This window comes from Mycolicibacterium elephantis DSM 44368, from assembly GCF_004014805.1.
Lineage (GTDB): Bacteria > Actinomycetota > Actinomycetes > Mycobacteriales > Mycobacteriaceae > Mycobacterium > Mycobacterium elephantis.
The window spans coordinates 1-12,216 of the sequence record NZ_ATDN01000089.1 but is presented as its reverse complement, the minus strand read 5'-3'; the positions used below and the strand labels follow the sequence as shown (position 1 = coordinate 12,216).

At 68.8% G+C, this 12,216-nt stretch carries 12 protein-coding genes; 10 read left to right on the top strand and 2 right to left on the bottom strand.

Going from position 1 to position 12,216, the window contains the following annotated elements; genetic code table 11:
* Nucleotides 1-3 precede the first annotated feature (3 nt).
* On the bottom strand, nt 4-1,911 hold the full coding sequence (locus MELE44368_RS25745; RefSeq protein WP_128111052.1) for a gamma-glutamyltransferase family protein: 1,908 nt from the start codon (nt 1,909-1,911) through the stop codon (nt 4-6).
* 93 nt (nt 1,912-2,004) lie between these two features.
* Between MELE44368_RS25745 and uvrC the strand changes: the two genes are divergently transcribed.
* From uvrC to secG, 9 genes are all read left to right on the top strand, one after another.
* Nucleotides 2,005-4,005 carry an excinuclease ABC subunit UvrC gene (gene uvrC, locus MELE44368_RS25740; RefSeq protein ID WP_128111051.1) on the top strand — a complete coding sequence of 667 codons (2,001 nt, stop codon included), beginning with the start codon at nt 2,005-2,007 and terminating at the stop codon, nt 4,003-4,005.
* The gene (gene rapZ / locus MELE44368_RS25735; RefSeq protein ID WP_164890233.1) at nt 4,002-4,943 is read left to right on the top strand and encodes an RNase adapter RapZ; all 942 of its coding nucleotides are present in this window, start codon (nt 4,002-4,004) and stop codon (nt 4,941-4,943) included. The genes uvrC and rapZ overlap by 4 nt, the downstream gene beginning before the upstream one ends.
* Complete coding sequence (yvcK, locus tag MELE44368_RS25730) at nt 4,940-5,953, top strand: uridine diphosphate-N-acetylglucosamine-binding protein YvcK (protein ID WP_128111050.1); 1,014 nt, start codon at nt 4,940-4,942, stop codon at nt 5,951-5,953. Before rapZ ends, yvcK begins: the two co-directional genes overlap by 4 nt.
* Nucleotides 5,950-6,927 carry a DNA-binding protein WhiA gene (gene whiA, locus MELE44368_RS25725; protein WP_109749288.1) on the top strand — a complete coding sequence of 326 codons (978 nt, stop codon included), beginning with the start codon at nt 5,950-5,952 and terminating at the stop codon, nt 6,925-6,927. The genes yvcK and whiA overlap by 4 nt, the downstream gene beginning before the upstream one ends.
* 88 nt (nt 6,928-7,015) lie before the next feature.
* Nucleotides 7,016-7,723 (top strand): ABC transporter substrate-binding protein, encoded by a 708-nt coding sequence (locus tag MELE44368_RS25720; protein WP_128111049.1) that lies wholly within the window; start codon nt 7,016-7,018, stop codon nt 7,721-7,723.
* A gap of 83 nt (nt 7,724-7,806) precedes the next feature.
* Entirely contained in the window at nt 7,807-8,829 is a 1,023-nt protein-coding gene (gene gap, locus MELE44368_RS25715) for a type I glyceraldehyde-3-phosphate dehydrogenase (protein WP_128111048.1), read from the top strand.
* A 2-nt stretch (nt 8,830-8,831) separates the two neighbouring features.
* Nucleotides 8,832-10,058 carry a phosphoglycerate kinase gene (locus MELE44368_RS25710; RefSeq protein ID WP_128111047.1) on the top strand — a complete coding sequence of 409 codons (1,227 nt, stop codon included), beginning with the start codon at nt 8,832-8,834 and terminating at the stop codon, nt 10,056-10,058.
* Between the two features lie 14 nt (nt 10,059-10,072).
* The gene (gene tpiA / locus MELE44368_RS25705) at nt 10,073-10,858 is read left to right on the top strand and encodes a triose-phosphate isomerase (RefSeq protein ID WP_046750370.1); all 786 of its coding nucleotides are present in this window, start codon (nt 10,073-10,075) and stop codon (nt 10,856-10,858) included.
* A 30-nt stretch (nt 10,859-10,888) separates the two neighbouring features.
* Nucleotides 10,889-11,122 (top strand): preprotein translocase subunit SecG, encoded by a 234-nt coding sequence (secG, locus tag MELE44368_RS25700; protein WP_046750371.1) that lies wholly within the window; start codon nt 10,889-10,891, stop codon nt 11,120-11,122.
* Here the strand turns inward: secG and MELE44368_RS25695 are convergent.
* Nucleotides 11,119-11,553: a hypothetical protein gene (locus MELE44368_RS25695; RefSeq protein ID WP_128111046.1), complete on the bottom strand. Its 435-nt coding sequence runs from the start codon at nt 11,551-11,553 to the stop codon at nt 11,119-11,121. The genes secG and MELE44368_RS25695 overlap by 4 nt on opposite strands.
* A 175-nt stretch (nt 11,554-11,728) precedes the next feature.
* On the opposite strand from MELE44368_RS25695, the gene MELE44368_RS25690 reads away from it, so the two are divergent.
* The coding region (locus MELE44368_RS25690) for a phosphoenolpyruvate carboxylase (RefSeq protein ID WP_241566773.1) at nt 11,729-12,216 on the top strand (488 nt) is incomplete at its 3' end.

Below are 12,216 nucleotides of genomic sequence, written 5' to 3'. Positions count from 1 at the left end.
CCGTCACTCCACGTCGCCCATCGCCACGCCCTCCCGGCGCGGGTCGGCACCCCCGACCAGATCCGCGCCGTCACGCGCGACGACCGAAAGCCCGCTGGACTGGGGCGCGAGGTTGACCTGGTGGCCCAGCGCCCGCAGGCCCTGCACCAACGGATCGTGGTCGCCGTCATCGGAGGTGTCGATCACCGGGTGTTCGCCGCCGACGTTCGTTTCGGGAGTGTTCGCCGCGCCGAAATCCACCATGGAGGCCGCCTGTTGGGGATCCAGGCCCCAGTCCAGCATGCCGACAAGGGTTTTCACGATGAACTGGATGATCGTCGACCCGCCGGGCGAGCCCAGCACCGCGTACAGCGGCCCGCGGGTCCCCGGCGGTCCGGACGGGGCGTGATCGAAGACCAGCGTGGGCGCCATCGTGCTGCGCGGCCGCTTACCCGGCTGCACCCGGTTGGCGATGGGCACACCGTCGGGCCCGACCGGCTCCGCGGAGAAGTCGGTCAGTTGGTTGTTGAGGATGAAGCCGTCGACCATGTGGAACGACCCGAACGACGATTCCACGGTGGTGGTCAACGACGCCGCATTGCCCGCGCCGTCGACGATGCTGACCTGGCTGGTGCCGTGCTCGGGAACCGGAGCGGCAGGCACCGCGGGCGCGCCGAAGTCACCCGGCGTCGCGGTGCCCATCGTGTGCTCCGGCGAGATCAGCGCCGCCCGCCCGGTCAGGTAGTCGCTGCCGAGCAGGGTGTCGGGTGAATCACCGGGCAACGCAACAAAATCGGTGTCCGCCACGTAGCGGTCGCGGTCGGCGTAGGCGAGCCGCTCGGCTTCGGCGATCAGATGTACGCCCATCACGGTGGGCCGCCCGCCGTTGAGGTCGACCTCGGTGGGTCTGTGGTCGGCCATCGGGAAGTGCTCGAGCACGCCCAGCGTGGCCGCCACGCCGATGCCGCCCGACGACGGTGGCGGCATACCGCAGACCTCCCACTTCCGGTACTGGCCGCACAGCGGTTCACGCCTCTTGACGGTGTAGCTCGACAGGTCCTCGACCGTCAGCCGGCCGGGGGTGCGGTCGCCGGACGGGTCGGCCGCGGCGGCGACGATATCGTCGGCGATCGGGCCGGTATAGAAGGACTGCGGATCAGCTGCGATGGCGCCCAACGTTTTTGCGTAAGCCGGATTGACCAACCGTGTCCCGGCCGTCTTGGCCGTGCCGTCGGCGTCGAGGAAGTACTCGGCGGCCTGCGGATCGGCCGCCAGCTGAGGGGCCGCGGCGGCGATCGCGCCCGCCAGCCGCGGGCTGATGGCGAAACCGTCGTCGGCCATCCTGACAGCGGGGTCGAACAGCTCACGCCAGCCGGCGCCGCCGTGCTCGACATGGACCTCGTGCAACAGCCGCACGATGCCCGGCACGCCGATGGACCGGCCTGACGCCCTGGCATCGGGTCTGGGTTCGCTGCGGTCGGTGTCGGACACCCAGCGCAGGTAGTTCTCGGTGGCCGCCGCCGGGGCGGCTTCGCGGCCGTCGTAGGCCTGTACCGCGCCGGTGACGGCGTCGTAGTAGAGCAGGAACCCGCCGCCGCCGATGCCGGAGGACTGCGGCTCGACCAGACCGAGCACGGCCTGCGCGGTGACGAGCGCGTCGGCGGCCGTGCCCCCGTCGCGCAGCACCTCGCAGGCCGACCGGGTGGCCAGCGGGTTGGCGGTGACGACCGAGTAGCTGCTCGTGCGCACCGCCGTCATGTCGGTGCGGTATTCGTCGGTGGCCGGGCCGCCGTCGGCGATGACGGCACACGCCGGCGCCACAGTGGTCTCGCCGCGTTCGGCGGCACATCCGGCCAGCACCAGCGCGCCGGCCGTCAGCAGCGCCAGCACCTTGGTCAGCGGTGAAATCCGCACCACTCGACGGTAGTTCATTCGGGCCGGTTACCCATCGACTCTGCGCTGAGGGCGCCCCGACGCGCGTCGGCGGGCCGAGGGGTTGTCGACACGGGCAGTAACCTGGGAATCATGCCCGATCCAGCGACCTACCGGCCCGCGCCCGGGTCCATCCCGGTCGAACCGGGCGTCTACCGGTTCCTGGATCCGCACGGCCGGGTGATCTACGTCGGCAAGGCCAAGAGCCTGCGCAGCCGACTCACCTCCTACTTCGCCGACGTCTCCAGCCTGGCGCCGCGCACCCGGCAGATGGTGATGACGGCGGGCAGCGTCGAGTGGACGGTGGTCAACACCGAAGTGGAGGCGCTGCAGCTCGAGTACAACTGGATCAAGGAGTTCGATCCGCGGTTCAACGTGCGCTACCGCGACGACAAGTCGTATCCGGTGCTGGCCGTCACGCTCAACGAGGAATATCCGCGGCTGATGGTGTATCGGGGGGCGCGGCGCAAGGGGGTCCGCTACTTCGGGCCCTACTCGCACGCCTGGGCGATCCGCGAAACCCTCGACCTGCTCACCCGCGTCTTTCCCGCGCGTACCTGTTCGGCCGGAGTGTTCAAGCGGCACAGGCAGATTGACCGGCCGTGTCTGCTGGGCTACATCGACAAGTGCTCGGCGCCGTGTGTCAACCGGGTCAGCGCGGAGGAGCACCGCCAGATCGTGCTCGACTTCTGCGACTTCCTGGCCGGCAAGACCGACCGGCTGATCCGCGACATGGAACAGCAGATGGCCCGTGCCGCAGAGGAACTGGATTTCGAACGCGCCGCCAGGCTGCGCGACAACATCTCGGCGCTCAAGCGGGCGCTGGAGAAGCAGGCCGTGGTCTTCGGCGACGGCACCGACGCCGACGTGGTGGCGTTCGCCGACGACGAGCTGGAGGCGGCGGTTCAGGTGTTCCACGTGCGCGGCGGCCGGGTGCGGGGGCAGCGGGGCTGGATCGTCGAAAAATCGGACGAGGCAGCAGAATTCAGCGAGGAACGCCTGGTGGAGCAGTTCCTCACGCAGTTCTACGGGGATCAGGCCGAGTTGGACGGTGCAGCCGACGAGTCGCTGAACCCGGTGCCGCGGCAGGTGCTGGTGCCGTGCCTGCCCGAGAACGCCGACGAGCTGGCGACCTGGTTGACCCAGCTGCGCGGCTCGCGGGTCGTGCTGCGGGTGCCGCAGCGCGGCGACAAACGCGCGCTCGCCGAGACCGTTCGGCGAAACGCCCAGGATGCCCTGGCCCAGCACAAGCTCAAACGCGCGGGTGACTTCACAGCCAGAACCGCTGCGCTGCAAAGCATTCAGGACATACTTGGGCTCGCGGAGGCACCGCTGCGGATCGAGTGTGTCGACATCAGCCACATCCAGGGCACCGACGTGGTGGCCTCGTTGGTGGTTTTCGAGGACGGGTTGCCGCGAAAGTCGGACTATCGGCACTACGCCATCCGCGAAGCCGCGGGCGACGGCCGCTCCGACGACGTGGCATCGATCGCCGAGGTGACGCGGCGCCGCTTCCATCGGCACCTGCACGACATCCAGAGCATGAAAAACGGTGCAGTCGAATCGGATTCGGCAGCGCAAGCGCGGTCGCGCAAGTTCGCCTATCCACCGAACCTGTACGTCGTCGACGGCGGTGCTCCTCAGGTCAACGCCGCGCAGGCCGTCCTCGACGAGCTCGGGATCAGCGACGTCGCGGTGATCGGTCTGGCCAAGCGGTTGGAGGAGGTGTGGGTGCCGTCTGAGCCGGACCCGCTGATCATGCCGCGTCACAGCGACGGGCTGTACCTGCTGCAGCGGGTGCGCGACGAGGCGCACCGGTTCGCTATCACCTATCACCGCAGCAAGCGCTCGAAACGGATGACGGCGTCGGCGCTCGACTCGATCCGCGGGCTCGGCGAGCACCGCCGCAAGGCGCTGGTGACCCATTTCGGGTCGGTGGCACGGCTCAGGGAGGCCAGCCTCGAGGAGATCACCGCCGTACCCGGTATCGGCGTCGCCACCGCGCGGGCGGTACTGGAGGCGCTGGGTGTGGGAACCGAATCCGGCACGCCCGAGGAGACAATCGGCGATGATCAACGCGTGGTATCGGGATGACGGAACAGGGAATGCACGAGGAGCTGCGCGACGACGTCGGCGCCGAATCGGTGGCTGCCGACCGACCCGGTGAATCAGACATCGACGTCGTCCTGGTGACCGGGTTGTCGGGAGCCGGGCGCGGGACGGCGGCCAAGGTGCTCGAAGACCTCGGCTGGTACGTCGCCGACAACCTCCCGCCGGAGCTCATCGCCCGCATGGTCGAGCTCGGGCTGGCCGCCGGCTCGCGGATCACCCAGCTGGCCGTGGTGATGGACGTGCGCTCCAGGGGGTTCACCGGCGACCTGGACGGGGTGCGCCAGGAGCTGGCGACCCGCAACATCGCCCCGCGGGTGCTGTTCCTGGAGGCGTCCGACGACATCCTGGTCCGCCGCTACGAGCAGAACCGCCGCAGCCACCCGCTGCAGGGCAATCAGACTCTGGCCGAAGGCATTGCGGCCGAGCGCGCGATGCTGGCGCCGGTCCGCGCGGGCGCCGACCTCGTCATCGACACGTCGACGCTGTCGGTGCCGGCGCTGCGGGAGAGCATCGAACGGGCTTTCGGCGGCGAGACGACCCGTCACACGAGTGTCACCGTGGAATCCTTCGGGTATAAGTACGGACTGCCGATGGACGCCGATACCGTCATGGATGTGCGCTTCCTGCCCAATCCGCACTGGGTGGACGAGTTGCGGCCGCACAGCGGTCAGCACCCGGCCGTCCGGAACTACGTGCTCGCCCAACAGGGCGCGAGAGAGTTCCTGGACACCTACCATCAACTGCTCGACCTCGTGATCGACGGCTACCGTCGCGAAGGAAAGCGCTATATGACCGTTGCCATCGGCTGCACCGGCGGCAAGCACCGCAGCGTCGCGATCGCCGAAGCGCTCGCGACCCGGCTGCAGGCGGGTGACGACCTCACGGTGCGTGTGCTGCACCGGGATCTGGGCCGCGAATGAGCCCGCGCATCGTCGCCCTTGGCGGAGGGCACGGCCTGTACGCCACGTTGTCGGCGGCGCGCAGGCTCACCCCTCACGTCACGGCGGTGGTGACGGTGGCCGACGACGGCGGCTCGTCGGGCCGGCTGCGCAACGAACTCGACATCGTCCCGCCCGGTGATCTGCGAATGGCATTGGCCGCGTTGGCATCTGACAGCCCGCACGGACGGTTGTGGGCGACCATCATCCAGCACCGGTTCGGGGGTAACGGCGCGCTGGCGGGTCATCCGATCGGCAACCTGATGCTGGCCGGACTCAACGAGGTGCTCGCCGATCCGGTCGCCGCGCTCGACGAACTGGGCCGCATGCTGGGCGTCAAGGGCCGGGTGCTGCCGATGTGCCCGATCGCGCTGGGGATCGAGGCCGACGTCGCGGGGCTGGAGTCGGACCCGCGGATGTCGCGGGTGATCCGCGGGCAGGTGGCCATCGCCACCACCGTCGGGCAGGTGCGCCGAGTGCGGCTGCTGCCCGGCAACCCGCCGGCCACCCCGCAGGCGGTGGACGCGATCATGGCCGCCGACCTCGTGGTGCTCGGACCGGGCTCCTGGTTCACCAGTGTCATCCCGCATGTGCTCGTTCCGGAGCTTGCGGCGGCGCTGCAGGCGACGCCGGCCCGCCGGGCGCTGGTGTTGAACCTGGTCGCCGAGCCGGGGGAGACGGCGGGGTTCTCCGTCGAACGCCACATCCACGTGCTGTCACAGCACGCGCCGGGGTTCACCGTGCACGACATCGTGGTCGACGCCAGCCGGGTGCCCAGCGAGCGCGAGCGCGAGCAACTACGCCGGACCGCGAACATCCTCGATGCTCACGTGGAGTTTGCCGACGTATCCAGACCTGGTACACCTTTACATGATCCGGCGAAGCTGGCCGCAGCTTTGGAAGGTGTGCGGCTGCGTGGGCCCACCCCACCCGCGCCGACCGTGCCCACTCCGACTGTGAACGGACCGAGAGGTGACGACCCGTGGCGATGACAGCCGAGGTCAAGGACGAGCTGAGCCGCTTGTTGGTCAATTCCGTCAGCGCTCGCCGCGCCGAGGTGGCCTCGCTGCTGCGATTCGCCGGCGGGCTGCACATCGTGTCGGGCCGGGTGGTCGTCGAGGCCGAGGTTGATCTGGGGATCATCGCGCGACGGCTGCGCAAGGACATCTACGACCTGTACGGCTACACCGCGGTGGTGCACGTGCTGTCGGCCAGCGGCATCCGCAAGAACACCCGTTACGTGGTGCGGGTCGCCAAGGATGGGGAAGCGTTGGCGCGCCAGACCGGGCTGCTGGACATGCGCGGCCGCCCGGTCCGCGGGCTGCCCGCCCAGGTGGTCGGGGGCAGCGTCGCCGACGCCGAAGCCGCTTGGCGCGGGGCGTTTTTGGCCCACGGTTCGCTCACCGAGCCCGGCCGCTCGTCGGCGCTGGAGGTCAGCTGCCCGGGCCCGGAGGCCGCGCTCGCGCTCGTCGGCGCGGCGCGACGGCTGGGGATCAGCGCCAAGGCCCGCGAGGTGCGCGGCAGCGACCGCGTGGTGGTGCGCGACGGTGAGGCGATCGGGGCGTTGCTCACCAGGATGGGCGCCCAGGACACCCGGCTGATCTGGGAGGAGCGCCGGATGCGCCGCGAGGTGCGCGCCACGGCCAACCGGTTGGCCAACTTCGACGACGCCAACCTGCGACGCTCGGCGCGGGCCGCGGTCGCGGCGGCCGCGCGCGTGGAGCGCGCGCTGGAGATCCTCGGTGACACCGTGCCCGATCACCTGGCCGCCGCGGGCAAGCTGCGCGTCGAACATCGGCAGGCCTCGCTGGAGGAGCTGGGCCGGTTGGCCGATCCGCCGATGACCAAAGACGCTGTGGCGGGCCGGATCCGGCGCCTGCTGTCGATGGCGGATCGCAAGGCCAAGCAGGAGGGCATTCCCGACACGGAGTCGGCGGTCACCCCCGACCTGTTGGAAGACGCCTAGCCGTTCGTAATCGCGCGAACGTGGGTTACCAGCACGTGTTCGGCGCGAAACACGTGCATCGATCCCACACTCGTCGAACACTGGACGCATGGAGATCCTGAAGGTCGGCACCGCCGTCCCGCTTCCACCGTTCAACAGCATGGACAACGGCGGCGGCCTCGACATCGACCTGATGACCGAGCTGGCCAAGAAGCTGGGCGCCACAGTCGAATTCGTCGAGTACCGCGGCGCCACCGACGACGGCATCTTCGAGCGGCTCAACGCCGGCGAGTACCACTGCGTCGCGGCCGGCATCGCCGTCACGCCCGAACGCGAGACCAAGGCGCGGTTCGTGGCGCCCTACCTTATCTGCGGGCACGCGCTGGCCGTCGACACCAAACGCCTGCCGCGCGCCAGGTCGGTCGACGACCTCGACGGGCTGACCGTCGGGGTGCAGCAGGACAGCACCGCCCGGGTGGTCGCCGAGCAACTCGTCGCCGAGGGGAAGGCCGCGACGGCGCGGGTCTACGACGGCATCGCGGCGGCACTGGCCGACCTGAGCGCCGGCGGATGCGACGCCGTGCTGGAGCTGGGGCCGGTGCTCACCGAGCTGGTGAAACCGATCCCCGCCGTGGAGGTCGTCCAGCGCGGGATCGCGGTCGAGAACATCGCGATCGCCGTCGGCCCGCACGACCAGGCGTTGCTCAGCCGGCTCACCGTCGCGCAGGCCGAGCTCGAAGACGACGGCACGCTGCAGGCGATCCGGCGCAAATGGCTGGGTAACCCCTATACCGACCAGAGCCTGGCAGTGCATTGACCAGCCCGCACGTGGTGTGAGTCACACCACTACGCTGAGCGGTGAGCAGCACCGCGTATTAGGCAACTGAGGGAGCGACAAAAATGACGATCCGGGTAGGCGTTAACGGCTTCGGCCGCATCGGACGCAACTTCTATCGGGCCCTGGCGGCGCAGAAGGCCGAGGGCAAGAGCACCGACATCGAGATCGTTGCGGTCAACGACCTCACCGACAACGCCACCCTGGCCCACCTGTTGAAGTTCGACACGATTCTGGGCCGCTTCCCCGAGGATGTCAGCCTCGAAGGCGACGACAACATCGTCGTCGGCAGCAACAAGATCAAGGCGCTCGAGGTCAAGGAAGGGCCGGCGGCGCTGCCGTGGGGCGATCTCGGCGTCGACGTCGTGGTCGAATCCACCGGCATCTTCACCGACGCGGCCAAGGCCAGGGGACACCTGGAAGCGGGCGCCAAGAAGGTCATCATCTCCGCGCCCGCCAAGGGCGAGGACCTGACCGTTGTGCTCGGCGTCAACGACGACAAGTACGACGGCAGCCAGAACATCATCTCCAACGCGTCGTGCACCACGAATTGCCTTGGCCCGCTGGCCAAGGTCCTCAACGACGAGTTCGGCATCGTCAAGGGCCTGATGACCACCATCCACGCCTACACCCAGGACCAGAACCTGCAGGACGGCCCGCACAAGGACCTGCGCCGCGCCCGCGCCGCGGCCGTGAACATCGTGCCGACCTCCACCGGTGCCGCCAAGGCCATCGGGCTGGTCCTGCCGGAACTGCAGGGCAAGCTCGACGGATACGCGCTGCGGGTGCCGATCCCCACCGGTTCGGTGACCGACCTGACCGCGGAGCTGAGCAAGTCGGCCACCGTGGAAGACATCAACGCCGCGATGAAGGCCGCCGCCGACGGTCCGCTCAAGGGCATCCTCAAGTACTACGACGCGCCGATCGTCTCCAGCGACATCGTCACCGACCCGCACAGCTCGCTGTATGACGCCGGGCTGACCAAGGTGATCGACAACCAGGCCAAGGTGGTGTCCTGGTACGACAACGAGTGGGGCTACGCCAACCGGTGCGTGGACCTCGTCGCGCTGGTCGGCAAGTCTCTCTGACAGTGAGCATCAAGACGCTCGACGACCTTCTGGCCGAAGGTGTTTCGGGCAGAGGCGTGTTGGTGCGCTCGGATTTGAACGTCCCACTGGACGATGACCGCAACATCACCGACCCTGGCCGCATCATCGCGTCGGTGCCCACGCTGCGCGCGCTGTGTGAGGCCGGCGCGAAGGTCATCGTCACCGCACACCTGGGCAGGCCCAAGGGCGCCCCGGATCCCAAGCTGTCGCTGGCGCCGGTGGCCGCCGCGCTGGGGGAGCAGCTCGGCAGGCATGTCCAGTTGGCCGCAGATGTGGTCGGCACCGACGCGCTCGCCAGAGCCGAGGGCCTGACCGACGGCGACGTGCTGCTGTTGGAGAACGTCCGTTTCGATCCGCGCGAGACCAGCAAGGACGACGACGAGCGGCGGGCATTGGCCAGGCAGTTGGCCGAACTGGTCAGCGGCGCCGACGGTTCACCTGGGGCGTTCGTGTCCGACGGCTTCGGCGTGGTGCACCGCAAGCAGGCATCGGTGTACGACGTGGCCACGCTGCTGCCGCATTACGCGGGCCGGTTGGTGGAGGCCGAAGTCAAGGTGCTGCAGCAGCTGACCAGCTCGAGCGAGCGGCCGTACGCGGTGGTTCTCGGCGGTTCGAAGGTGTCCGACAAGCTCGCGGTCATCGAGAACCTGGCGACCAAAGCCGACAGCATCCTCATCGGCGGCGGAATGTGCTTCACATTCCTTGCCTCCCAAGGGGTTCCGGTAGGGAAGTCACTCCTCGAAGAAGGGATGATCGAGACCTGCCGCAAGCTGCTGGACACCTACGCCGACGTCATCCATCTGCCGGTGGACATCGTGGTTGCCGACGAGTTCGCTGCCGACGCGACGCCGGAGACGGTGCGCGCGGACCAGATCCCCGACGGCAAAATGGGTTTGGACATCGGGCCGGGATCGGTGGAGCGGTTCACCAACCTGCTGTCCAACGCCAGGACCGTGTTCTGGAACGGCCCGATGGGCGTGTTCGAGTTCCCGTCGTTCGCGGCGGGCACCAAAGGGGTCGCCGAGGCGATCATCGCCGCGACCGGCAAGGGTGCGTTCAGCGTCGTCGGCGGCGGTGACTCGGCGGCCGCCGTGCGTCAACTCGGTCTGCCCGCCGACGGCTTTTCCCACATTTCCACCGGTGGCGGGGCGTCCCTGGAATACCTTGAGGGCAAGAAACTGCCCGGCATCGCCGTTCTGGAACAGTGAGGGGTACGACAGTCGTGAGCCGCAAGCCGCTGATCGCCGGCAACTGGAAGATGAACCTCAACCATTTCGAGGCGATCGCGTTGGTGCAGAAGATCGCGTTCGCACTGCCGCAGAAGTACTTCGACAAGGTCGACGTCGCGGTGCTGCCGCCGTTCACCGACCTGCGCAGCGTGCAGACCCTCGTCGACGGCGACAAGCTGCTGCTGACGTACGGCGCACAGGACCTGTCCCAGCACGACTCCGGCGCCTACACGGGCGAGATCAGCGGTGCCTTCCTGGCCAAGCTCGGTTGCACGTACGTGGTCGTCGGGCACTCGGAGCGCCGCACGTATCACCACGAGGACGATGCGCTGGTGGCGGCCAAGGCCGCCGCGGCGTTCCGGCACGATCTGGTGCCGATCATCTGCATCGGTGAGCAGCTCGAGGTGCGCGAGGCGGGCAACCACGTCGAACACAACGTGGAGATGCTGCGCGGCTCACTGGCCGGGCTGTCGGCCGAGCAGATCGGCAACGCCGTCATCGCCTACGAGCCCGTGTGGGCGATCGGCACCGGGCGTGTCGCCAGCGCGGCCGACGCACAGGAGGTCTGCAAGGCGATCCGCGACGAACTGGGCAAGCTGGCGTCACCGCAGCTGGCCGCCGGCGTGCGGGTGCTCTACGGGGGCTCGGTGAACGCCAAGAACGTCGGCGAGATCGTCGCGCAGGAGGACGTCGACGGCGCGTTGGTCGGGGGCGCGTCGCTCGACGGTGAGCAGTTCGCCACGCTGTCCGCGATCGCCGCCGGCGGGCCGTTGCCGTAGCGCCCGCGCCCGGCCTGTAGGCTGGCCGCCATGGAACTGGCCCTGCAGATCACCCTGGTCGTGACCAGCGTGCTGGTCGTGCTCCTGGTCCTGCTGCACCGCGCCAAGGGTGGCGGCCTGTCGAGCCTGTTCGGCGGCGGCGTGCAGTCGAGCTTGTCCGGGTCCACTGTCGTGGAGAAGAACCTGGACCGTCTGACGCTGTTCATCACCGGTATCTGGCTGGTGTCGATCTTCGGCGTCGGCCTGCAGATCAAGTACGGCTAACCCGGAGCCACCACCGTCGGCGTCACGATCGGCGCCACGCCGGGGTTCTGCGGGCCTGCCGGCGCGACAGGCGCGACAGGCAGTTGACCGACGATGGCCCCTGGTGGTAGCCGCGGTGGCACCCCGGGCTGTTCGACGCCCTGCGCCTGGGCCGGCGGCGCATAGCAGTTCGGCGACCCGTCGGCCTGCGTGTCCTCCGAGTCGGCGGTGGGCACCCCGCCCGAGTCGACGCAACACAAGTCGGCGTTTCGGACCGTCTGCTTCATGCAGTTGTCGTAGGCCTCGATGTCCCATTCGCCGTCGTCGGGTGCGGCGGAGGCGATCGCGTTGGCAGACAGTACGACGGCGGCGCCGAACACCGCGGTGGGAACAAGGAGGCGCCGGCGCGGCTGCCGACCGGCGGAACCAGCGGTGGTGATTGTCATGGCCATGGTGGGCTCCTGCGGATGTCGAGAATCAATGACAGATCACACCGATATCGTGCTCCCGATGCCGCGTTGACTTCCGGAAACGGCCGAAATTTCTTTCCCGGTGCTTGCACGCGCAACAAGTCGCGGCACCACCCGGCCGTGCGACGTGGGTGCCGCTGCGCCGATACTGGGACGTATGGTCGACGGTCTCGAGCCGATTGGCGCGGTGCAGCGCACCCAGGTCGGCCGCGAGGCCACCGAGCCGATGCGCGAAGACATCCGGTTGCTCGGCGGCATCCTCGGCGACACCATCCGTGAGCAGAACGGTGATGAGATCTTCGATCTCGTCGAGCGTGCCCGCGTGGAGTCGTTCCGGGTCCGGCGTTCCGAGATCGACCGCGCCGAGCTGGCCGACATGTTCGACGGCATCGCGATCCGCAAGGCGATCCCGGTCATCCGCGCGTTCACGCACTTCGCGCTGCTGGCCAACGTCGCCGAGGACATCCACCGTGAGCGGCGACGCGCGATCCACGTCGCCGCCGGCGAACCCCCGCAGCCCAGCAGCCTGGCCGCCACATATGCGAAACTCGATACCGCACAACTTGATTCGGCTCGCGTATCCGAAGCTCTCGCCGGTCACGTCCCGTGGAGTGGTGTAAGAGCGGTCGCGTGTCCGCGTGTGGC

Excerpts from the sequence above, each read along its gene's own strand:
- MELE44368_RS25745 (WP_128111052.1), bottom strand. The coding sequence starts at position 1,911 with ATGAACTACCGTCGAGTGGTGCGGATTTCACCGCTGACCAAGGTGCTG.
- uvrC (WP_128111051.1), top strand. The coding sequence starts at position 2,005 with ATGCCCGATCCAGCGACCTACCGGCCCGCGCCCGGGTCCATCCCGGTC.
- rapZ (WP_164890233.1), top strand. The coding sequence starts at position 4,002 with ATGACGGAACAGGGAATGCACGAGGAGCTGCGCGACGACGTCGGCGCC.
- yvcK (WP_128111050.1), top strand. The coding sequence starts at position 4,940 with ATGAGCCCGCGCATCGTCGCCCTTGGCGGAGGGCACGGCCTGTACGCC.
- whiA (WP_109749288.1), top strand. The coding sequence starts at position 5,950 with ATGACAGCCGAGGTCAAGGACGAGCTGAGCCGCTTGTTGGTCAATTCC.
- MELE44368_RS25720 (WP_128111049.1), top strand. The coding sequence starts at position 7,016 with ATGGAGATCCTGAAGGTCGGCACCGCCGTCCCGCTTCCACCGTTCAAC.
- gap (WP_128111048.1), top strand. The coding sequence starts at position 7,807 with ATGACGATCCGGGTAGGCGTTAACGGCTTCGGCCGCATCGGACGCAAC.
- secG (WP_046750371.1), top strand. The coding sequence starts at position 10,889 with ATGGAACTGGCCCTGCAGATCACCCTGGTCGTGACCAGCGTGCTGGTC.
- MELE44368_RS25695 (WP_128111046.1), bottom strand. The coding sequence starts at position 11,553 with ATGGCCATGACAATCACCACCGCTGGTTCCGCCGGTCGGCAGCCGCGC.